This is a genomic window from Acinetobacter sp. SwsAc2 (assembly GCF_013391465.1).
Taxonomy (GTDB): Bacteria; Pseudomonadota; Gammaproteobacteria; order Pseudomonadales; family Moraxellaceae; genus Acinetobacter; species Acinetobacter johnsonii.
Genome location: NZ_JACBEZ010000032.1, coordinates 19,411 through 39,165, shown reverse-complemented (window position 1 = coordinate 39,165; position 19,755 = coordinate 19,411). Strand labels below are relative to the sequence as shown.

The window sequence follows — 19,755 nt, the reverse complement described above, 5'->3', positions numbered from 1 at the left end:
TTGCCATGTCACTGAATACTCGTCCTAGAAAAGCGTTAGATTGGCTTACACCATTAGAGAAATTTGCTCAGCTTGTTGATTATCATAAGACTTTTCAAACTGTCGCACCTCATGTTTGAATTCGCCAAGGATTATCAAGTTATGTTGGTAATGATATTGAGATTTTTCCAGCGAATAGTTTGACTATTGATATGTTCGGTTCAGTTTTTTATCGTAGTTTTAATTATGGAGCTGATGACCATGTTGCTGTTTTAGCCAGTAGTGAACAGAAATATTCAAAATATGTGTTATTGTATATAGCACCACTGATTCAAAAAGTAATTTCAGGTAGATTTGATTATTCAAGAAATTTTTATGCGTCTGATGCACCAGAAATAAAAATACAACTTCCAACAGTGAATAAGGAAATTGCATTCGATTATATCGAAAAATTTGTTGCTACCCTCGAAACAGAACGCCTCGCTACCCTCGAAACAGAACGCCTCGCTACCCTCGAAACAGAACGCCTCGCTACCCTCGAAACAGAACGCCTCGCTACCCTCGAATTATACCTGCAAACAACAGGCCTGTCAAGTTATACCCTTGATTTTAATGAAAAAAATGTTTTAGAAAGCTTGGGTGGAGTTGTATGGAAAGCGTTTAGAATGGAAGATGTATTGATCTGGCAGAAAAGTATTTCTGAACTAAATCCTTTACATTTAGATTCTTTAACTATTTCTGATGAGAAAAAATATCCTTTTTATGGTCAAGCAACAGTAAATAATGGGATTATTGAATATAGACACTTAAAAGATGATGTGCTTAATAATAAATTGAGTAAATCGACTATTTTAATTCATTCTAATAATCAAAATACAGTTTATTTGGATACACCATTTTATTTAAAAGATGGGCATGGAGCAACAAGTGTTTTGCAATCTGATTATCTAAATAAATTAACAGCCCAATTTTTTATGGGTTCTATTAAAAAGGTAATTTTACAAAAATATACGTATAATTCTAAAGCTACTAAAATTGAGCTTAAAAATACGTATATTCAACTTCCTGTTAAATCAGATGGTACTCCAGATTATGATTATATGAGTACATTTATTTCTGCTATGCAAAAAGTGGTCATTAAAGATGTAGTCGATTATTTGGATAAACGCATTGATAAAACAAAACAATTATTCGTTTAGCTGAGTGCTTATTGATCTGATAAAATTAGCCACCTTCGGGTGGCTTTTTTTATTGAATCATTTTTTGTTTCTCCCTACTGAAGTTGGTTTAGATTTTGCTTTTATCTTTATGCAAAGGTGATATTGTGTCATAAATGCACAAATATCATGCAAAGTAGAAGAAAGATAGATCACTAAACCAACTTAGTATCAACACTCATATATGAGGTGATGACATGATAAAAACAGTTACCTATGAAGCAGTCGATAAGTCTGCGTTGCGTAAAAAAGGATGGAAGTTGTTTGCTGTGATTTTAAGCTTGCAATTGATCTTTTTGATTTTGGGTTATGCGTTGCAGATGTGAGTAGAATAAGATGATATTCACTTTCGATTAATGGGATCATTTAAATTTATAATGATCGATCATATCTCAATATTCGAAAAATCCAATGCTCAAACTCATCTACTATGTTCCTGAATCTCACCTTGAAACCACAAAACTTGCGATTTTTGAAGCGGGGGCAGGTGGTATAGGAAACTATGAACATTGCGCATGGCAGGTTCTAGGTACAGGCCAGTTTAAACCTGTAAAAAGTGCAAATCCCTTTATCGGTGAGCTGGATACTTTGGAGAAAATTCCAGAGTGGCGGGTGGAAACCATTGTTCCAGAGGAGAAAGCCTCTGCTGTGGCAAAGGCTTTAACATTAAGCCATCCCTATGAAGAGCCAGCTTTTGAGTTTATTCAGATGGTCGATGTACTTTAATGATGAATCTAAAAATATATTTGATACGCGTTAACGGCATTCGCAACTGTTTGAGGCAGGACTTAATTGATCAGATAAAGTTTCTGCGACTAAATTGATAAACGGCGGAATAGAACGAGTTTTGCGAATGACAATGGTTTTGCCTACTTTTCCCGAAAGAAAAGTAGGTCGAACCGAAGGTTAATCCTGAAATTAAAACTTTAATGAAAGGATTCCATTGAGAAAACTAATATTAAACCTTCTGAATAAATAACTCACGATCAAAACGATACTGCGGGAAAAACACACCATCTTCTGCACGCTCACCTGCACCAATCACCATCACGGGGTATTGCTGATCATTTAGATTTAATAGTTTACGTACCAAAGGCTCATCAAAACCTTCCATCATACAACTATCAAAACCATAAGCCCGTAAAGCTAGCACTAGATTCTCACATGCTAAAGCTGTGGTTTTACTTGCCCAAAGTTTTGCATCGGCTTGATTAAATGCAGTTACAGGCAGTTGTTTGTCTAAGCTACGTGCAATTTTGAAAGCCACTTTCTTAAAGTTACACAATGCATTTAAGTAACCTGTCTTATAGTTATAAGGAATGAACTTATAATATTTCTGTACAGCCGCAGGCGCTTCAGGAAAAGGGAACTCTGTAATGTTGCGTTTTGCCATTTCATCATTACGGTCTGTACGCGCGACACACACGATCAGTTCGGATGCTGTTTTTGCTGCTAGCTGATTTAGGCAAGCTTTGACCAGTTGTTTTTTCTTGGTCGGGTTCTGCACCACATAAAAAGTCCAAGGCTGTAGATTAGATGAGTTTGGTGCAAGTAGGGCCAAATCTAAACAGTCATCAAGTACTTCGGTTGGAATTTCTTTCTTGGTAAATTTGCGAACTGAGCGGCGGCTTTGGATGACTTTCTTAAAATTTTCAACATCGATGTCTTGTGGCGCTGGCTCAAAGTAACGCTTTTTTTCTGTAGTGTTCGACATAAGTAGTTTTTCCGAATGGGTTCTTAAATATGTTGGGACGGAAAATAAAAAAACCACTGTGTAATATGAAACACAGTGGTTTTTAGTGATTCAACGATGAAGGATTAGTTGAACTGGGTGAAATCAGGTTTACGCTTTTGCATAAATGCTGATACGGCTTCCATCATTTCTGGAGAGCCGACACGATCCATGAAAATTTCAGCTTCATGATCAATCCAAGCCACAATTTCATTTACATTGTGCTTCATCAAAGCTTTAGACTGCACTAAAGAGGCTAACGGTAAAGCAGACAATTGTGCCGCTTTTTTAGCTGCTGCTGCATAGACATCATCTTCAATACTGTTGACAAGGTTTGCAGCAACTGCAGTTGCACTATCAAACTTCTGAGCGGTCAGCAGTAATTCAGCAGCTTTGTGATAACCTGCTTGTTCTACCAATAGTTTGCTTGAAGCACCTTCTGGAGATAAACCAAGGCTAACAAATGGAATCTGGAATAGGGCAGTGTTGTCGCTATAAACCAAGTCACAATGTAATAGGATTGTTACCCCAATACCAATCGCCACACCACGTACAGCAGCAATCAACGGTTTAGAAAATTTTGCCGCAGATTTAAGTAAAATAAATGGAGGGCCTTCAGCCGCAGGTGCTTGACCTTTTTGCGCCGCAGATTTCATAAAATCTTGCATGTCGTTGCCTGCGGTAAAGTCGGCGTCTTCACCACGAAGAATGACAGCACGAACGCTATTGTCTAGATCTGCTTCATCTAAAGCTTTTGCGATCCATAAATAAAGTTCGCCATACAACGCATTCTTTGCTTCAGGACGGTGAATGGCTAATGTCAGTACGCCATTGTCTAATTTTGCATTCAAATGTTGATGAGGTTGTTGAATACAGCTCAGTGTCATCGTACTATCCTTGCTAGAAAGTTTGGTTTAATTTTATGGGCTCATTATGTCGCATAATTTTATGATCGACACAACTGACCAGTTCATAAAAAAGTAAAAGATTTATGCCATATACATTTGATTATCTCGTATTCATTGGTCGCTTCCAGCCATTTCACTTGGCGCATATGCAAACCATTAAGATTGCTTTAGAGCAAAGTGAAAATGTCATTTTGGCTTTAGGCTCTGCGCAAAATGAACGAAATACGAAAAATCCATTTTTAGCATCTGAACGTGAAGAAATGATTTTATCGAACTTTTCAGAAGCACATCAAAAACGGATTCACTTTGTACATGTAATTGATGTTTATAATGATGTTAAATGGGTGCAATTGGTAAAAAAATTAGTGAATCATGTAGTCACACCTGAGGCGAAGGTTGGACTGATTGGCCATTTTAAAGATGATTCCTCATATTATTTACAGCTTTTTCCTGAGTGGCAAATGGTTGAGCTCGATAGTCTACAAGACGCGATGTCTGCAACACCTGTTCGTGAGGCTTATTATCGAGGTGATATTTTAGAGCAGGCGTTTCCATTGGGAACCAGTGATTTTTTACATAAATTCCAACAAAGTGAAATATATAAACAGTTGCAACACAAATTTTTAACTCAGGACTTATCTAATTTAGACTAAGGTTCTCAGTCGAATAAAAATATTTCGACGAGGATCGAGTTCAATGGATAGAGAACAACAGACGAAACAGATTGCAATTCATGCGGTCATTAAAAATGCTTTGATGATTGCAGGTGTTACATTTGCATTCAGCACTCAAGTGAAAGCCCAGTCATGGACTTTGACACCTCAGAGTAATGTAGGTTTTGAAATTAGATCCTTGGGTGTAACCGTTGTAAGAGCTAAGTTTAATCGGGTGCAATCCAGTATGCAGTTTGATGCTAAAGCACCACAGCGTGCTTCGACGCATTTTGTCATGGATGTAAATAGCCTAAGCTTAAGTAAACCTTCACTGAAAAATATGATTTTGGGTGAAGATTTGTTTTATGCATCCAAGTACAAAACTGCTAGCTTTAAAAGTACCAGTTTTAAAGATTTAGGTGATGGTCAATATAATATTGTTGGAAACTTAACACTTCGCGGCATTACCAAGCCTGTTAGCTTTAGCACCACACTAAAACCGAGTGCCAATAATGCCAATCTACTGGATGTCCAGTCCTCTGCCGTGATTAACCGAAGTGACTTTGGCATGAAAAAAGCCATTGGAGGTGTAGGCGAAAAAGTGAATATTCAACTGTCAGGGCAGTGGAAAGTGCAATAGAGGTTCCATGATCTCAAAGACCTATATTCAGGTCTTGTTTAATTCATCGCTGCGTGAGCCTGTTCAATCAAGAGATCTGTTAGCAGATTTAACTGCATCGACTGCTGTTTCCAATGATGCCAATACAAAGGTAAATCAATATTGAGTTGAGGATCTACCTCAACCAATGAGCCATCCTGCAAACGCGGTTTGGCTTGGTAATAGGGCAACCAACCGTAGCCAAGTCCCATCGTAACTGCATCAAAAAATGCACTGGAAGACGGAATAAAGTGATGTGGATATTGAGTCAGATTGAGTCCGAACTTTTGTTGGATATACGCCGTGTGGAGTTGATCTTTTGCATTAAAGATCAGGGCAGGGGCGGCACGCAAAGACTCTCGGTTAACGCCTTGTTTAAACCATTGCTGTGCAAAACTTGGCGTGGCGACAAAACGATAATTCATATCGCCAATGTATTCGGCTACACAGCCTTTCATGGCTTGTGATTCATCTGTCACGCAGGCATTCACCAAACCGGCTTCAAGTAAGTGATGGGTTTGTGATTGGTCATCGACCTGAAAATGCACCACGATCTTTTGTTCAATTAATGTTGACTGTAGCAAGGGCAACAGCCATGTCGCTAAGGAGTCGGCATTGGTTGCAATGTTGATTTGATAAAAAGCAGAGGTGTTCATATGACCCGTGAGGTTCTGAATGAAACTTTGCTCTAACAGTCGGCTATGTTGCAAATAATGTAGCAGCGATTGACCTGCTTGTGTCGGGCGGCAAGGTCTTTCCCGCACAATCAGTAAATGCCCCAAACTTTTTTCTAGGCTTTGTACGCGTAAAGTGACGGCTGAAGCAGTAATGCATAGGCGTTCAGCAGCAAGGTCAAAACTTCCTGTTTCTGCTACAGCTAAAAATGCGTCGCATTGTTTATGATTCAGCATATCTGGACTCACTTTAAACTAAAAGTATTTTAGTTATATTGATATTTTCTAAATAATACTTAATTTAACTAAAAATGAAAGATAATCCTGACATCATAAATTAAGTTGAAAGGTCAAAATGTTAAGTACATATGTACAAGGGGTTGCAGTTGGGATGAGCCTTATTATTGCTATTGGGGCTCAAAATGCATTCGTGCTAAAACAGGGGCTTAAAAAGCAGTTTGTTTTTTGGGTATGTTTTGTCTGTGCATTGTCGGATTCGATTCTAATTGTCTTGGGCGTTTCAGGTTTTTCAAAAGTGCTTCAGCACTATCCTGAAATTATTCAGTTTGCCAAATGGGCAGGGGCACTTTTTTTATTTTGTTATGGATTTCAACATTTGCTACGGGCATTTAAATCACAGCAGGGCTTGGAGGCAAGTCCCATTGAAAAGCATCATCTAGTGAATATTATTTTGCTGTGTCTGGCACTGACTTGGCTTAATCCGCATGTGTATTTAGATACGGTTATTTTACTGGGTTCTATTTCAACTCAGTTTGAGCAACCTGCGTACTTTGCTTTAGGGGCTGTGTGTGCATCTTGGTTGTTTTTCTTTGCTTTGGGCTATGGTGCTCGTGTGCTTATCCCCATTTTTGCAAATCCGAAAGCGTGGAATGTGCTAGATGCGATCATTGCTCTGGTGATGTGGGGAATCGCCATTTCACTGCTTGTGAAATGAAAAGCGTGTGCAATAAAAAACTATAAATTAAAAAAATCACAAAAAAACAAAGCCCGCATTTGCGGGCTGATGTACATTAAGCTTGTAATGCTTTTAAGTCTTCTAAAACTTGTTCAGCATGTCCCGCAGCTTTTACCTTACGATACTCTTTAACCAGCTTACCGTTATGGAAAATAAAAGTTGAGCGCTCAATACCCATCACTTTTTTACCATACATATTTTTTTCTTTAATCACATCAAAGTGTTTACACAGCACTTCGTCTTTGTCACTGATTAAATTAATGGTTAAGGCCTGCTTTTCCGTAAAATTCTGGTGTGCTTTAACCGAGTCACGTGAAACACCAATGATTGTGGTTTGTAAGGCATCAAACTGATCTTTTAAACATGAAAAACCAACAGCTTGAGTTGTGCAACCAGGCGTTGAATCTTTCGGGTAAAAATACACAATCAGCCACTCAGTCGGCACTTCAGTTAAGTTCACTTCACCCGTTGTGGCTGGAAAGTTCTGATTTGGAAGTTGGATGGTATCAGTCATGTTCTATCCTTAAATGTCGCGTTTTTCTAATTCAAGTGGTAAAAAGGCATAATTTTCGTGATACAGAATATCACCTTTAACGACCGAAAGTGGATGTTTGAAAATCGGGCCATCAATCACCGTAGTGTGGAATTCACCTGCTTCACCGCATGGATCAATGCCTCTTGCAACCAGTTCATCGACATATTCAAGGCTAAGCACCTGACCTAAGTCTTCAACTGCCATGCCTAAGTTTAAGTTGACAGTAACGATGATGCTTTGAAAACCAAGCTGAATAAACTCATGCACAATGTCTGAACGTGGACGTTGCCATAGTGGCATACATAAACTGAGCTTACTTTTATCACACACGGAATGATTCCATTCGGCATGTGCCATTAAATCAATATCACCTGTGACTAAACTTTCTGCTCCAAGAGCTTGAGCTTTTCGTAACAGTTGAATGAACTGGTTTTCATAGTCTTGCCATGTCGCAGAGGCACTGTAGATGGGAAGCTCAATTGCTTTTGCCTGCGCATGAATAATTTCGAGGGACATCCCATGTGAGCGTGACTTCAGACCTTGCTCTTCTAACATGACAATCAACGCAACAGGTTCACCCATTTGCATCGCTTGGTATAAAGCAAGGCTGCTGTCTTTTCCACCACTATATGACGCAACAAATTTGCGATTTTGGGCGCGTGTATTCCATTGGGTGAGCATATTTTCAGGTTCTATCTATTTTGAACATATAAAAAAGCCTGCATAGAGCAGGCTTCATTCACATTCAGTGAATTATTTTTTCGGAGCAGCTTTCATGGCTTCTTCAGTTAAAGATTTTAATTTACCTGTTAACTGTGGACCGAAACATGTTTGTAAGTCGTTATTTTGCTTTTGTACAAAAGCTAAAGTAGACGGGCTTTTCTTTTGGTTGATCGCACTTTGGATTTCCCATTTTTGTGCATTGGTCAACTTACCATCAGCTTCAACTGCACAAGTACAGTATTTGCTTACTTCTGCTGCGCTAAGCTTTTTGCTTTTTGCAGTTTCTTCTTTACAAACATTAATTAATGCCGATTTTACATTGCTGCTTTTATACGCTTCTTGTAATTTGTTCGATTCAGCAGCATTTGAAGCTGTAGCGAACAATGCAGCTGCAGACACCAATGTAGAAAGCAAAATGTTTGATTTTAAATTTTTCATAAACTGTACCTTGTCGTTACGGTATATAACGCGTTGGGTCTGTTACGCCAGCATCTGCAAAACCTTCTTTACGAAGGCGGCAGCTGTCGCATTTCCCACAAGCACGTCCTTGGTCATCTGCTTGGTAGCAAGACACCGTTTGACTATAGTCTACGCCATGTTCTATACCTAAGCGAATAATATTTGCTTTGGATAAATGTAACAGAGGTGTTTCAAATTTAAGAGGTTTTCCTTCAACGCCAACCTTGGTTGCAAGGCGAGCCATGTTGGCAAATGCCTCAATAAATTCAGGTCGACAGTCAGGATACCCTGAATAATCAACAGCATTAATACCAATCACAATGGCTTCGGCATCTAAAACTTCTGCTGCTGCTAGGGCATAAGATAAGAAAATCGTGTTACGTGCTGGAACATAAGTTACAGGAATACCGACTTGTTCATGATCTGGAACATCAATGCTATGGTCTGTTAACGCAGAACCGCCCAAATTACCTAAGTCGATATTAATGACACGATGTTCTACGCCTGCTTTTTTTGTCAGTTCGCGTGCGGCATCGAGCTCAGTGGTTGAGCGTTGACCATACATAAAGCTGAGCGCTGTACAGTCATACTGTGCTTGCGCCCATGCTAAACAAGTTGTTGAGTCTAAACCGCCAGATAACAAAACTATGGCACGAGGGCGCATACAAATTTCTCCAAATATAAATTAAAGATGAATAGGCAATGTATTAGCGACCAGTTTCGTCATTCCAAAGCAACTTGTGGAGTTGGAGTTGGAAGCAAACAGGGAGATGGTCTTCTAATATCCATTGCGCTAAGTCACGCGCAAGTTGAGGTAAACGAGCAGCACCTTTCTCAACGGCAAAAGCAGGAGAGAACCATACTGTGCTGACTTTTTCATTGAGTTTATAGTCTTCAACTTGCTGTTTTGACCACTCATAATCCTCACGGTTACAAATTACAAATTTGATTTGGTCGTGCTGGGTTAAATGGTCGAGATTCGAAAGCAAATTTCGTGCAACTTCACCTGAAGTTGGAGTCTTCAAATCTAATACTTTTGAAACACGTGGGTCAACCTTAGACACATCTAAAGCACCACTGGTTTCTAAAGAGACTTCACAGCCGAGGTCAGCAATACGTTGCATTAGAGGTAATGCATTGGGCTGTGCAAGGGGTTCACCACCTGTCACGCAGACATAAGGGGTTTTAAAATCAAGCGTGGTTTGAATAATCTGATCTAAAGATTGGCGTTCGCCACCTTCAAACGAATAGGTCGTATCGCAGTAGGTACAACGTAGTGGACAACCCGTTAAACGAATAAAAACTGTTGGCAGTCCTGAGGTGTTGGCTTCTCCTTGCAAAGAATAAAAGATCTCCGTGATACGTAGACCCGCAGAAGGATCAGAAACAGGGATAGCAGAAGATCGAAGCGTATTCATAGCAAAATTAAACCACAGGTTAGAAAAACAAAAATCTCTACGGCTAGTCTTAACCGTAGAGATGAGGAACTTGAGTTCCGTACGACAACTAAAAATTATTCGTCGCGTAGTAAATCGTTCAAGCTCGTTTTAGAACGTGTTTGTGCATCTACTTTTTTCACGATGATTGCAGCATACAGGCTGTAAGTACCGCATTTAGAAGGTAAGCTACCTGCAACTACAACAGAACCTGCTGGTACACGACCATAGTGAATTTCGCCAGTTGCACGGTCAAAAATCTTAGTCGATTGACCAATGAACACGCCCATAGAAATTACAGAACCTTCTTCTACGATCACGCCTTCTACGATTTCAGAACGTGCACCGATGAAGCAGTTGTCTTCAATAATCGTTGGGTTGGCTTGAAGTGGCTCAAGAACACCACCAATTCCTACACCACCAGATAAGTGAACGTTTTTACCAATTTGAGCACATGAACCAACAGTTGCCCATGTGTCAACCATGGTACCTTCGTCAACATATGCACCAATGTTCACATAAGAAGGCATTAACACCACATTTTTCGCTTGGAAAGAACCTTTACGTGCAACCGCAGGAGGAACAACACGTACGCCAGCCGCTTTAAACTGTTCTTCAGTCCAACCTGTAAATTTAGTATCTACTTTGTCGTAGAATTGAAGGTCACATGACTCAATTGGTTTGTTGTCATTTAGTTTGAATGATAAAAGCACAGCTTTTTTCACCCATTGATGAACAACCCACTCACCATCAATTTTTTCAGCAACACGTAATGTCCCGTTATCTAAACCAGCAATGACTTCTTCAACTGCTGCACGAACTTCAGCAGAACAGTCCGCTGCTGTAAAATTCGCACGGTCTTCAAACGCTTGTTCAATAATTGTTGAAAGCTGAGACATGATCTTCCTTCCAGAAAAAAAATTTTCCTGATTTTACACTAAATTGTGCAGAGAATAGATGAAAAAACATCATAGGATCGGAAATAATAATGAATGATTGGAAATAAGACTTTTAGAGCTGTTTGAGTAGAGGCGTTAAGTAAAGAATTGCGATATACAACAACAATAAAACCTAAAATGTATCAAAAAATAACAAAAACAGCCCAAATCTAGAATAAAAAACAGCCAGAGGGTGTTTTAAGATGGGCTCATCAAAAAATTGTAAATGATGTAAAAAATCTTTAATTGGAGGAGAAAAAACATGAAATCATTACGTTTAGTTGCAATCGCAGCAGCAATGTCAGCAGTCGCAGGTACAGCTTTTGCTGATGATGCAGTCGTAAAAGATGGTTATGCTTTTGACCAAAATAAATTAATTCCTACTGGTGTTCGTGCTGAAGTTGGTACAACAGGTTATGGCGGTGCTTTGTTGTGGACAGCTAACCCATATGTTGGTTTAGCTTTAGGTTACAATGGCGGTGACATTTCATGGACTGATGATGTATCAATTAATGGTACAAAATACGATGCGGATATGGACAATAAGTTAGCTTATTTAAATGCTGAAGTTCGTCCATGGGGTACAAGTACAAATCGTTGGGCTCAAGGTTTATATGTTGCTGCTGGTGTAGGTTATGTCGATTCTGAGTACGACCTGAAGAAGCGCTCAAGTGATGGTACGATTAAAGTAAATGGTAACAACTATAACTTTAATGGTGAAGTTTCAGGAAAAATGGGTTACGAAAATAATATTGCTCCCTATGTTGGTTTAGGTTTAGCACCTAAGATTAATCAAAACTGGGGTGTATTTGGTGAAGTAGGTGCTTACTATACAGGCAACCCATCTGTAAACTTAACGTCGAAAGGTAACTTTGTAAACGTGAATGGCGCTGATTTTGACAGAGATTTAGCTGCTGAAGAAAACAAAATCCGTAACGATGATAAATATGAGTGGATGCCAGTTGCAAAATTGGGTGTAAGTTACCACTGGTAATCAACACATAAAAAAACGAGCTTCGGCTCGTTTTTTTATGTCTGATTTTAGCTAAAGCCTTTAAAAATGATGCGCAAATTTGAGACCAAAGATCCATGCATCATTATCATTCAGCGCTGAAAGTCCTGTAATGTTTGCCAGTGGGTTTGAGTCGGAAGATGTTTTGGATTTATTAAAACGCAAATAATATAGACCTGCTGCAATATCGAACTGAGCGTTATATCTGTACATACTGCCTAGACCAATACCTTGATAACCATCACTTGGGTTAAGGGTGGATGCAGGATTATTAATCCCAGAGTCCCAGAGCAGCTCCATAGTACTCAGCCACTTTTTGTTCCATATGTGTGCTAGGCCGAGTTTTGCAGACCATTGATCTTCATTGTACTGAATAAGTTTGACGTCTTTGGCTTCTGGGTAAAATATCGCAACATAATCGATCACGGCTTTAAATTTGGGTGGTTGAATGACAAAATCTTGCCAATTCACCCAGCGTAACGTCCCATACAAGATATTTTGATAAGGGAGTCCTGTCATGAAATCAAAATTTACCGATTGTGGTGTTTTCACTTCCATCACATTGGGTGTAACTACGCCGACTTCGATAGACTCTGTTGTGGTCATTTCATGCTTAATGGCTGAGCGATAAGTCAAAGATGTTCTAAAATAATATTCAGGAATTTGATATCTAATACCTGCTAACCAGCCCAAGCTTTCATCTTGCTTAAACTCGGCATCATAGCCATCAAACACAGAATAGGTCTGACCTTTCGCTTTTAAAGAGCCTGCAAAACTTTGATAGCTTAAACCACCATAGACTTCCCATTGTGGGCTGAATTGGTAGCCTAAAAGCGAGCTGAGATTATGACTTTCAAAGTCGATATCGGCAGATTCAACTTCATGACTTTCACCATAAATATTTGGGCGATAGTGATAATCGATGTCTACAGCAAAAGGCTGGTCATAAATGACAGCAAAGTTGAATTGAGGATTTAGTTGGAGTTTTAATGCAGCTCCCAGCATTACTTGTTCATTGCTTAAATTGCCTGTTGAAAAGTCAGTGATGCCAAACTGTTGCAGTATCTCTGTATGTTGAACTTGGCCAGAAACATCTGGATCAATATAAGCCAGAGAAATTTCTGCATAATTTCCACGTTCAAAAAAGGGTTGTATTGTTTGACCTGACAGTTCAAAAGCAGCAGCAAAACATGATCCCGACGAATAGAAACATAAACAAAGTAATGGAGAGCACAACAGATTTTTACTCACTGTTATTGCTCGCTATTGTTTTTATCATTTGATCAAATAATACACTATACCCATTTAAAGTATATGGGTTTAAAATAAAAAAGAGGCACGATGGCCTCTTTTTTTAGAATAAAGAACGGTTTAGTCTTCTGGATAAGCCACTCTTTTCAGTGCTTTAATGTCTGCATCTGGCGAGCAGAGTGAGATAAATTCATAGCCATAGCCTCGCAGGAGGTGACCTTTACGCACGGCAATCCATGTGGTATTGAGACCAAAAATATCGGTTGGAATTTGTTTTAAACGATAGTCACGCTCAACGTCATATGCCACATTGTTGACAATACCAACACCCATATTCAGTTCGACATAGGTTTTGATGACATCGGCATCTAAAGCAGACATTACGATGTCGACATCCACACCAGCATCTTCAAAAGCTTTGTCAATTTTTGAACGGCCTGTGAAACCGCCGTGATAGGTAATCAGTGGATATTCCGCCAAGTCTGCAATACTAATATTTTGTTTGCTTGCCAGTGGGTGATTTTGTGGGGTAATAATACTGTGTTGCCAATTATAGAACGGTACACTAGCCAGATTGTCCTCAGTCGTCAGTGACTCAGTTGCAATACCAATGTCCGCTTCACCTTGTAAAAGCATTTCGGTAATTTCAACAGGGCTGGCTTGTTGCAAAATAAGATGAACTTTTGGAAACTCTTTTTTGAATTGGTTGACAATCGGCGGTAGCACATAACGCGCTTGCGTATGTGTAGTCGCAATCGTCAAAGTACCTTCATCGACACGGTTAAAATCATCTGCAAGACGTTTAATATTGTCTGCGTCGACCAACATACGTTCAACAATGCCCAGTAGTGCTTGGCCTGGTTCAGTTAAACCGAGTAAGCGCTTACCTTTACGAATAAAAAGCTGTACGCCTAATTCATCTTCTAGATCTTTGATGTGCTTACTGACGCCTGACTGAGAGGTATATAGTGCAGCAGAGGCTTCGGTGAGGTTGAAGTTTTGTCTCACCGTTTCTCGAATAATTCTGAGTTGTTGAAAGTTCATAGTTTTGGATCTCTTTTATGATGAATGAGGCATTTAACATGCCCCATTCAATTGGTCTTAAGCCGCAGGTTTTGCAAATAAATGCAAGTTTGATGGGCTTAACCATACCGTTTGATTAGGTCTAAATTGGTGTAATTTTGCTTCTTCAGAAGTCAGTGAGATTTCAATCAGTTTGCCTTGGCGATCATGGAGTTCTGCAACCACTTTGCCCGCGATCCATAATTCTCGAACGAACGTTGCTTGGATGGCATTGTCTTGCGGCTGTGCATGAATACGTAATTCATCTGGACGGGCAAAGGCAATCACGTCACCCGAAGGTGCATTGCGTAAAGAGTCTAATTGAATGCGGTCTTCACCAATTTGGATCGTACCTGCGTTATTTTGACCTTCGAAACGGTTCGCTTGACCTAAGAAGTCAAACACAAAAGGCGTTGCAGGCTTTTCATACACTTCGCGGGGTGATCCAATTTGCTCGACGTTCCCTTTATTCATCACAATGATTTGATCTGCGACTTCTAACGCTTCTTCTTGGTCATGCGTTACAAAGATTGAGGTGATATGAAGTTCATCATGCAAAGTACGTAACCAACGACGGAGCTCTTTACGTACTTTTGCATCCAAAGCACCAAAAGGCTCATCCAGTAACAGTACGCGTGGTTCAACTGCCAAAGCACGTGCCAGTGCAATACGTTGACGCTGACCGCCTGAGAGTTGTGCTGGGTAACGATCTGCTAAGAACCCCAATTGGACTAAGTCCAGTAAACGTGTGACACGTTTTTTAATTTCAGCTTCAGATGGGCGTGTTGCACGTGGGCGAACACGGAGACCAAAGGCGATATTGTCAAATACGGTCATATGGCGAAACAAGGCATAGTGCTGAAATACAAAACCAACTTCACGCTCACGTACGTGTACATTGGTTGCATCTTCACCTTCTAAGATGACTTGACCGCCATCTGCGGACTCAAGCCCTGCAATAATACGAAGCAGAGTGGTTTTACCACAGCCTGATGGCCCAAGTAATGCAACCAATTGACCATCAGGAAAATCGAGAGAAATGTTATTCAGCGCATGGAATGCACCAAAGTGTTTTTCAATATTTTTAACTTGAATACTCATGAGGTCATTCCTTTAAACTGTTGAATCATTATGTTTGTTTTGCTTTTCTTGGCGAATCTCAACCCATGTTTTTAAAACAAGAGTCACAATCGCTAAAAGCGCCAAGAGTGAAGACACAGCAAAAGCCGCACTAAAGGTATATTCGTTATAGAGAATTTCGACATGCAGAGGCAAGGTATTGGTTTCACCACGAATATGACCTGAAACGACCGATACCGCACCAAATTCACCCATTGCACGTGCATTACACAGAATGACTCCGTAAATTAAACCCCATTTAATGTTGGGTAGGGTTACTTTCCAAAAGGTTTGCCAGCCTGATGCACCCAGCACAATAGCTGCTTCTTCTTCTTCCGTACCTTGGGCTTCCATGAGAGGAATAAGTTCACGTGCAACAAAAGGAACAGTGATAAAGATCGTTGCTAATACAATGGCAGGAACGGCATACAGAATTTTGATGTCGTTATCCATGAGCCAACTACCGAACCAGCCTTGCGTACCAAAAATCAATACCAGCATTAAGCCCGCGATAACAGGGGATACTGAAAATGGCATATCAATAATTGTGGTTAAGATGGATTTACCACGGAAGTTAAATTTGGCCACACACCAAGCGGCTGCAACACCAAACACCACATTCAGTGGGACTGCAATCACCGCGGTTAATAAAGTGAGTTTGACTGCGGAGAGCGTGTCTGGATGAACCAAGGCTTGTGCATAGACGCCGACCCCTTGTTTAAATGCCTCAACGAACACCAAAATCAGCGGTAAGATCAAACAGCTCAAAAAGAACAGCAGAGCAATCGTAATCAGGGTGTAGCGAACCCAAGTTGGCTCACGTGTTGCATCACGCGATTGTAGCTTTTCAGCAAGCGCATTACTGTTGATATTCATCGTGCTGTTCTCCCTGTACGACGGCTTGCCCATGCTTGTAACAAGTTAATCAGGAATAAAATGGCAAAAGACAGTACCAACATGACGACTGCAATCGTGGTTGCACCTGCATAGTCATATTCTTCTAAGCGCGAAATAATCATGAGTGGTGCAATTTCTGTTTTAAACGGTTGGTTCCCAGCAATAAAGATCACTGAACCGTATTCACCGACGCCACGTGCAAAGGCAAGTGCAAAACCGGTGATGAGTGCTGGAAATAAAATCGGCAAAATCACTTTGGTCACGATCTGTAAACGGTTGGCACCTAATGCTGATGCTGCTTCTTCTAACTCTGTTTCCAAGTCACTGAGAACAGGTTGCACAGTCCGTACCACAAAAGGAATACCAATAAAAATCAGTGCCAATGTAATACCAATTGGGGTATAGGCCACTTGAATCCCTAAAGGCTCAAGATATTGACCGATCCAACCTGTAGGCGCATAAAGCGAGGTGAGTGCAATACCTGCAACCGCTGTGGGTAGGGCAAACGGCAAGTCGACCAAGGCATCTACAATGCGTTTACCTGGAAAACGATAACGAACCAAACACCATGCTAGAAGGAGACCAAAAACCACATTAATAAACGCGGCGATCAGGGCTGTACTAAAACTGAGCTGCAAAGATTTTAAAATACGTTCTGAACTTAAAATTTCCCATAAACCATCCCAACCTATGCCTAAAGATTTAATAAAAACAGCGGACAACGGAATAAGAACGATTAATGACAAATATGCTAGGGTAAAGCCTAGAGAAAGACCAAATCCTGGCAGCACTCGGGATCGCTGCGACATGATTACTCCTCAAAGAGAGAAAGCTGACCTAAAAAGAGTCAGCTCAAATAAAACTGAATTTCGGCACAAGTATCATTTGCAGTGTTAAATTGCAAATTTAAATAAATACTTGCTTTCATTGTGAAAACTAATGTTTTTTAGCACATTTTCTGAAATCAAAAAATCATAAATTTCAGGGAATGGCCCAAAACCTGACGCAACATTAATATGTCCGACTTGGCCCAAGTTCTTAGGCCTAATTTTCCATGCTTTTGCCAGTTGCAGCGCATCTTGAAAATTGAGCCAAGGATCATTTTCACTGATGATCATTTGGGTAGGAACTTGTAGCTTGAGTTGGTGGAAATATTGTTGATAGTCATTTTGGCTATCACGAGCAAAACCAGCATCACCAAAGCGAGCAGGGTTGGCCGGTGCAACCAGAACTAAATTTTTAATGTTTTGATTTAGTTCAGGATGCTGTGCTAAAGCAGCGACTGTCGTTAGACAGCCAAAGCTATGCGCCACAATTTGAATCGGTTCCTGAATGGATTGAACTGTTTTGATAAATTGTTCAATCCATTCATGGAGTATGGGTTTATTCCAATCCTGCTGCTGCACACGAGAGCACGACTTGAGCTGACGTTGTAACCATGATTGCCAGTGGTCATGTTCACTCCCACCCACGCCTGGTACAATTACAGTATGAATCATGTCGATGCTCCCTTACAGCTATTTACTGGACTCGGTTTTATTTCGTCGTATTGGCTTTCACAATTTGGTCAAATACACCACCATTTTCAAAGTGCTGTTTTTGTACCTTGCTCCAACCACCAAATTCTTTATCAATGGTCACCAACTTCAACGGTTTGAATGTGGCTGCATATTTTTTCAAGACAGTTGCATTACGTGGGCGATAGAAGTTTTTCGCTGCAATTTCTTGTCCTGCAGGTGAATACAAATAGTTGAGATATGCTTTCGCCAGATTCAGATTGCCGTCTTTTTCCGCATTTTTTTCAACAATGGCAACGGGTGGTTCTGCCAAAATAGATAGCGAAGGCGTCACGATCTCAAACTTACCCGGTTGTTCACGAATTGCTAAGTGTGCTTCGTTTTCCCATGCTAAGAGAACATCACCGATACCGCGCTCAGCAAAGGTTGTGGTTGCGCCACGTGCACCTGAATCCAGCACTTTGGTATTTTTATAAATTTTACGCACGAATTCTTGTGCTTTGGCATCGTTACCCGCAGGTTGATGTTTCGCCCAAGCCCAAGCTGCTAAGTAGTTCCAGCGTGCACCACCTGATGTTTTTGGATTTGGTGTAATAATGCCAACACCCGGCTTAACGAGGTCGCCCCAGTCTTTAATACCTTGTGGATTTCCTTTACGGACGAGGAACACGATAGTTGAAGTATATGGTGTCGAGTTATTGGGTAATTTCTTTTGCCAGTTTGTCGGTAAAAGTTTCGCTTTTTCAGCAATTACATCGATATCTGCTGCAAGAGCAAGTGTCACAACATCTGCACCTAAACCATCAATGACCGAACGGGCTTGTTTACCCGAGCCGCCGTGAGATTGTTTGAAGTTAATGTCTTGTCCTGTGCGTTGTTTCCAATAAGCGCCAAACTGTTTGTTGACATCTTCATACAGTTCGCGTGTTGGATCATACGACACGTTAAGGAAATCTTTTGCTGCAACACCAAAAGATGTGACTGAAACTAGCGCCGCTAGTACCCCAATTTTTAACTTAGATAAGCTCATGTGAGACCTCAAATTTTAAACGTTTTTAAACATGAGGCAAGAATACTGTGAGTCTTATTGCTAAAAAAATAATAAAAAATGAATTTTATATGAATAAAAAAGAAAAAGAGTTCAGCTTAGAATTCATTAAACTAAAGCAGAAAATTGTTTCAGGGTAGATTGGCATGCATTGCTATAAAAATGCACAAGAAGTCAAACAAATAGAATTATTAGATCGTGCATTTCACTATGGAGATGGCTGTTTTAGTACAGCGCGTATCCGTGAGGGTGTGATTGAGCTAGAGTCTCTACACATAGCACGCTTGAAATTGGCCTGTGAAAGACTGTTGTTGTCAGCAGATTTAGCCTTTATTCAGCGCAGCATCGTGCAATTAAAACAAACCTATGAACACTTAAACGGAACGCTGAAAATTATTATTAGTCGGGGTGAAGGGCAGCGCGGTTATAGTTTGCCAGCACATCCTGCTGACGTTTGGGTATTTTTCTATCCGCAAGCATCAGAGGTTTTGACATACAGCGAAATTGATTCAGGGGTACTGCAACATGCGATGGGGTTAAGTATGCCGCAAATGGTGGGTGTGAAAAGCTTAAACCGTTTAGAGCAAGTCTTACTCAAGCATGAAGCAGAACAGCACGGTTGGTTGGAAGCTTTGGTCACAGATGTGCAAGGTTCTGTCGTTGAAGGTGTGAGTAGTAATTGTTTCATTCTGCTAAATGATCGATGGATTAGTCCCGAACTTCGTTATAATGGCGTACATGGTGTCATGCGTGCCGAAATATTGGCACGGATGCAGCAACAAGGAATGAGCTGTGAGCTGAGAATGATTGATATGGAAGAAATTCCACGCTTTCAAAGTTTATTTTTCTGCAATGCCTTGAGTCCTATGAAAATAGCCAAAAGTCTGAATCATCAGCACTTAGATGTTCAGCCGTGTATAGATTTGTTCCATCGTCTTCAACTTAATCAGATGCAGTAGTA

Annotated in this window: 24 protein-coding genes and 1 pseudogene; 9 read left to right on the top strand and 16 right to left on the bottom strand. The window is 40.3% G+C overall.

Annotation, left to right across the window (positions count from 1 at the left end; translation table 11 throughout):
* From HYI04_RS13345 to HYI04_RS13335, 4 genes and pseudogenes are all read left to right on the top strand, one after another.
* Window positions 1–119, top strand: a pseudogene (locus HYI04_RS13345) (IS30 family transposase); the annotation flags it as partial.
* On the top strand, window positions 120–1,178 hold the full coding sequence (locus tag HYI04_RS13340; protein WP_372239179.1) for a restriction endonuclease subunit S: 1,059 nt from the start codon (window positions 120–122) through the stop codon (window positions 1,176–1,178).
* A 215-nt stretch (window positions 1,179–1,393) separates the two neighbouring features.
* Window positions 1,394–1,522, top strand: coding sequence for a KGW motif small protein (locus tag HYI04_RS16970; protein ID WP_004693854.1), 129 nt, complete (start codon window positions 1,394–1,396; stop codon window positions 1,520–1,522).
* A gap of 85 nt (window positions 1,523–1,607) precedes the next feature.
* Complete coding sequence (locus HYI04_RS13335) at window positions 1,608–1,922, top strand: NGG1p interacting factor NIF3 (RefSeq protein ID WP_178896250.1); 315 nt, start codon at window positions 1,608–1,610, stop codon at window positions 1,920–1,922.
* A gap of 232 nt (window positions 1,923–2,154) precedes the next feature.
* Here HYI04_RS13335 and HYI04_RS13330 read toward each other — a convergent pair whose 3' ends face one another.
* Together HYI04_RS13330 and HYI04_RS13325 are read right to left on the bottom strand one after the other, a co-directional pair.
* On the bottom strand, window positions 2,155–2,910 hold the full coding sequence (locus HYI04_RS13330) for a nitroreductase family protein (RefSeq protein WP_178896249.1): 756 nt from the start codon (window positions 2,908–2,910) through the stop codon (window positions 2,155–2,157).
* 104 nt (window positions 2,911–3,014) lie between these two features.
* Window positions 3,015–3,815, bottom strand: a complete 801-nt coding sequence (locus HYI04_RS13325) for an enoyl-CoA hydratase-related protein (protein ID WP_004693847.1) — start codon at window positions 3,813–3,815, stop codon at window positions 3,015–3,017.
* 104 nt (window positions 3,816–3,919) lie between these two features.
* Here HYI04_RS13325 and HYI04_RS13320 point away from each other — a divergent pair, with 104 nt between their 5' ends.
* Window positions 3,920–4,489 carry a nicotinate-nicotinamide nucleotide adenylyltransferase gene (locus HYI04_RS13320; protein ID WP_178896248.1) on the top strand — a complete coding sequence of 190 codons (570 nt, stop codon included), beginning with the start codon at window positions 3,920–3,922 and terminating at the stop codon, window positions 4,487–4,489.
* Between the two features lie 43 nt (window positions 4,490–4,532).
* Window positions 4,533–5,129 (top strand): YceI family protein, encoded by a 597-nt coding sequence (locus tag HYI04_RS13315; RefSeq protein ID WP_178896247.1) that lies wholly within the window; start codon window positions 4,533–4,535, stop codon window positions 5,127–5,129.
* Window positions 5,130–5,167: 38 nt separating this feature from the next.
* Here the strand turns inward: HYI04_RS13315 and HYI04_RS13310 are convergent, their stop codons facing one another.
* The gene (locus tag HYI04_RS13310) at window positions 5,168–6,058 is read right to left on the bottom strand and encodes a LysR family transcriptional regulator ArgP (RefSeq protein ID WP_178896246.1); all 891 of its coding nucleotides are present in this window, start codon (window positions 6,056–6,058) and stop codon (window positions 5,168–5,170) included.
* A gap of 118 nt (window positions 6,059–6,176) precedes the next feature.
* Between HYI04_RS13310 and HYI04_RS13305 the strand changes: the two genes are divergently transcribed.
* Window positions 6,177–6,776, top strand: coding sequence for a LysE/ArgO family amino acid transporter (locus tag HYI04_RS13305; RefSeq protein WP_178896245.1), 600 nt, complete (start codon window positions 6,177–6,179; stop codon window positions 6,774–6,776).
* A 76-nt stretch (window positions 6,777–6,852) separates the two neighbouring features.
* On the opposite strand, the gene HYI04_RS13300 is transcribed toward HYI04_RS13305, so the two are convergent.
* The 6 genes from HYI04_RS13300 to dapD all read right to left on the bottom strand — a co-directional run bounded on the left by HYI04_RS13300 (window position 6,853) and on the right by dapD (window position 10,849).
* The gene (locus HYI04_RS13300) at window positions 6,853–7,311 is read right to left on the bottom strand and encodes a peroxiredoxin (protein WP_178896244.1); all 459 of its coding nucleotides are present in this window, start codon (window positions 7,309–7,311) and stop codon (window positions 6,853–6,855) included.
* 9 nt (window positions 7,312–7,320) lie between these two features.
* Window positions 7,321–8,013 (bottom strand): diphthine--ammonia ligase, encoded by a 693-nt coding sequence (locus HYI04_RS13295; protein WP_178896243.1) that lies wholly within the window; start codon window positions 8,011–8,013, stop codon window positions 7,321–7,323.
* A gap of 72 nt (window positions 8,014–8,085) precedes the next feature.
* Complete coding sequence (locus HYI04_RS13290; RefSeq protein WP_004980581.1) at window positions 8,086–8,493, bottom strand: hypothetical protein; 408 nt, start codon at window positions 8,491–8,493, stop codon at window positions 8,086–8,088.
* 16 nt (window positions 8,494–8,509) lie between these two features.
* Window positions 8,510–9,178: a 7-cyano-7-deazaguanine synthase QueC gene (gene queC, locus HYI04_RS13285; protein WP_004693831.1), complete on the bottom strand. Its 669-nt coding sequence runs from the start codon at window positions 9,176–9,178 to the stop codon at window positions 8,510–8,512.
* Window positions 9,179–9,221: 43 nt separating this feature from the next.
* Complete coding sequence (queE, locus tag HYI04_RS13280) at window positions 9,222–9,932, bottom strand: 7-carboxy-7-deazaguanine synthase QueE (protein ID WP_178896242.1); 711 nt, start codon at window positions 9,930–9,932, stop codon at window positions 9,222–9,224.
* A gap of 95 nt (window positions 9,933–10,027) precedes the next feature.
* The gene (dapD, locus tag HYI04_RS13275; protein ID WP_178896241.1) at window positions 10,028–10,849 is read right to left on the bottom strand and encodes a 2,3,4,5-tetrahydropyridine-2,6-dicarboxylate N-succinyltransferase; all 822 of its coding nucleotides are present in this window, start codon (window positions 10,847–10,849) and stop codon (window positions 10,028–10,030) included.
* Window positions 10,850–11,150: 301 nt separating this feature from the next.
* Here dapD and carO point away from each other — a divergent pair, with 301 nt between their 5' ends.
* Window positions 11,151–11,882, top strand: a complete 732-nt coding sequence (gene carO / locus HYI04_RS13270; protein WP_114837099.1) for an ornithine uptake porin CarO type 4 — start codon at window positions 11,151–11,153, stop codon at window positions 11,880–11,882.
* Window positions 11,883–11,942: 60 nt separating this feature from the next.
* Here the strand turns inward: carO and HYI04_RS13265 are convergent, their stop codons facing one another.
* From HYI04_RS13265 to HYI04_RS13235, 7 genes are all read right to left on the bottom strand, one after another.
* The gene (locus HYI04_RS13265; protein WP_178896240.1) at window positions 11,943–13,151 is read right to left on the bottom strand and encodes an outer membrane protein transport protein; all 1,209 of its coding nucleotides are present in this window, start codon (window positions 13,149–13,151) and stop codon (window positions 11,943–11,945) included.
* A 120-nt stretch (window positions 13,152–13,271) separates the two neighbouring features.
* Window positions 13,272–14,195: a CysB family HTH-type transcriptional regulator gene (locus HYI04_RS13260; RefSeq protein ID WP_114837097.1), complete on the bottom strand. Its 924-nt coding sequence runs from the start codon at window positions 14,193–14,195 to the stop codon at window positions 13,272–13,274.
* Window positions 14,196–14,252: 57 nt separating this feature from the next.
* On the bottom strand, window positions 14,253–15,314 hold the full coding sequence (locus HYI04_RS13255) for a sulfate/molybdate ABC transporter ATP-binding protein (RefSeq protein WP_004693820.1): 1,062 nt from the start codon (window positions 15,312–15,314) through the stop codon (window positions 14,253–14,255).
* A gap of 12 nt (window positions 15,315–15,326) precedes the next feature.
* The gene (gene cysW, locus HYI04_RS13250; protein WP_004693818.1) at window positions 15,327–16,208 is read right to left on the bottom strand and encodes a sulfate ABC transporter permease subunit CysW; all 882 of its coding nucleotides are present in this window, start codon (window positions 16,206–16,208) and stop codon (window positions 15,327–15,329) included.
* Window positions 16,205–17,038, bottom strand: a complete 834-nt coding sequence (gene cysT / locus HYI04_RS13245) for a sulfate ABC transporter permease subunit CysT (RefSeq protein WP_004693816.1) — start codon at window positions 17,036–17,038, stop codon at window positions 16,205–16,207. The genes cysW and cysT overlap by 4 nt, the downstream gene beginning before the upstream one ends.
* 84 nt (window positions 17,039–17,122) lie before the next feature.
* Window positions 17,123–17,728, bottom strand: a complete 606-nt coding sequence (locus HYI04_RS13240; RefSeq protein ID WP_010326432.1) for an alpha/beta hydrolase — start codon at window positions 17,726–17,728, stop codon at window positions 17,123–17,125.
* 37 nt (window positions 17,729–17,765) lie between these two features.
* Window positions 17,766–18,776 carry a sulfate ABC transporter substrate-binding protein gene (locus HYI04_RS13235; RefSeq protein ID WP_010326433.1) on the bottom strand — a complete coding sequence of 337 codons (1,011 nt, stop codon included), beginning with the start codon at window positions 18,774–18,776 and terminating at the stop codon, window positions 17,766–17,768.
* Between the two features lie 164 nt (window positions 18,777–18,940).
* Here HYI04_RS13235 and pabC point away from each other — a divergent pair, with 164 nt between their 5' ends.
* The gene (gene pabC, locus HYI04_RS13230) at window positions 18,941–19,753 is read left to right on the top strand and encodes an aminodeoxychorismate lyase (protein WP_010326434.1); all 813 of its coding nucleotides are present in this window, start codon (window positions 18,941–18,943) and stop codon (window positions 19,751–19,753) included.
* Window positions 19,754–19,755 lie beyond the last annotated feature (2 nt).

Excerpts from the sequence above, each read along its gene's own strand:
- HYI04_RS16970 (WP_004693854.1), top strand. The coding sequence starts at position 1,394 with ATGATAAAAACAGTTACCTATGAAGCAGTCGATAAGTCTGCGTTGCGT.
- HYI04_RS13335 (WP_178896250.1), top strand. The coding sequence starts at position 1,608 with ATGCTCAAACTCATCTACTATGTTCCTGAATCTCACCTTGAAACCACA.
- HYI04_RS13330 (WP_178896249.1), bottom strand. The coding sequence starts at position 2,910 with ATGTCGAACACTACAGAAAAAAAGCGTTACTTTGAGCCAGCGCCACAA.
- HYI04_RS13325 (WP_004693847.1), bottom strand. The coding sequence starts at position 3,815 with ATGACACTGAGCTGTATTCAACAACCTCATCAACATTTGAATGCAAAA.
- HYI04_RS13320 (WP_178896248.1), top strand. The coding sequence starts at position 3,920 with ATGCCATATACATTTGATTATCTCGTATTCATTGGTCGCTTCCAGCCA.
- HYI04_RS13315 (WP_178896247.1), top strand. The coding sequence starts at position 4,533 with ATGGATAGAGAACAACAGACGAAACAGATTGCAATTCATGCGGTCATT.
- HYI04_RS13310 (WP_178896246.1), bottom strand. The coding sequence starts at position 6,058 with ATGCTGAATCATAAACAATGCGACGCATTTTTAGCTGTAGCAGAAACA.
- HYI04_RS13305 (WP_178896245.1), top strand. The coding sequence starts at position 6,177 with ATGTTAAGTACATATGTACAAGGGGTTGCAGTTGGGATGAGCCTTATT.
- HYI04_RS13300 (WP_178896244.1), bottom strand. The coding sequence starts at position 7,311 with ATGACTGATACCATCCAACTTCCAAATCAGAACTTTCCAGCCACAACG.
- HYI04_RS13295 (WP_178896243.1), bottom strand. The coding sequence starts at position 8,013 with ATGCTCACCCAATGGAATACACGCGCCCAAAATCGCAAATTTGTTGCG.
- HYI04_RS13290 (WP_004980581.1), bottom strand. The coding sequence starts at position 8,493 with ATGAAAAATTTAAAATCAAACATTTTGCTTTCTACATTGGTGTCTGCA.
- queC (WP_004693831.1), bottom strand. The coding sequence starts at position 9,178 with ATGCGCCCTCGTGCCATAGTTTTGTTATCTGGCGGTTTAGACTCAACA.
- queE (WP_178896242.1), bottom strand. The coding sequence starts at position 9,932 with ATGAATACGCTTCGATCTTCTGCTATCCCTGTTTCTGATCCTTCTGCG.
- dapD (WP_178896241.1), bottom strand. The coding sequence starts at position 10,849 with ATGTCTCAGCTTTCAACAATTATTGAACAAGCGTTTGAAGACCGTGCG.
- carO (WP_114837099.1), top strand. The coding sequence starts at position 11,151 with ATGAAATCATTACGTTTAGTTGCAATCGCAGCAGCAATGTCAGCAGTC.
- HYI04_RS13260 (WP_114837097.1), bottom strand. The coding sequence starts at position 14,195 with ATGAACTTTCAACAACTCAGAATTATTCGAGAAACGGTGAGACAAAAC.
- HYI04_RS13255 (WP_004693820.1), bottom strand. The coding sequence starts at position 15,314 with ATGAGTATTCAAGTTAAAAATATTGAAAAACACTTTGGTGCATTCCAT.
- cysW (WP_004693818.1), bottom strand. The coding sequence starts at position 16,208 with ATGAATATCAACAGTAATGCGCTTGCTGAAAAGCTACAATCGCGTGAT.
- cysT (WP_004693816.1), bottom strand. The coding sequence starts at position 17,038 with ATGTCGCAGCGATCCCGAGTGCTGCCAGGATTTGGTCTTTCTCTAGGC.
- HYI04_RS13240 (WP_010326432.1), bottom strand. The coding sequence starts at position 17,728 with ATGATTCATACTGTAATTGTACCAGGCGTGGGTGGGAGTGAACATGAC.
- HYI04_RS13235 (WP_010326433.1), bottom strand. The coding sequence starts at position 18,776 with ATGAGCTTATCTAAGTTAAAAATTGGGGTACTAGCGGCGCTAGTTTCA.
- pabC (WP_010326434.1), top strand. The coding sequence starts at position 18,941 with ATGCATTGCTATAAAAATGCACAAGAAGTCAAACAAATAGAATTATTA.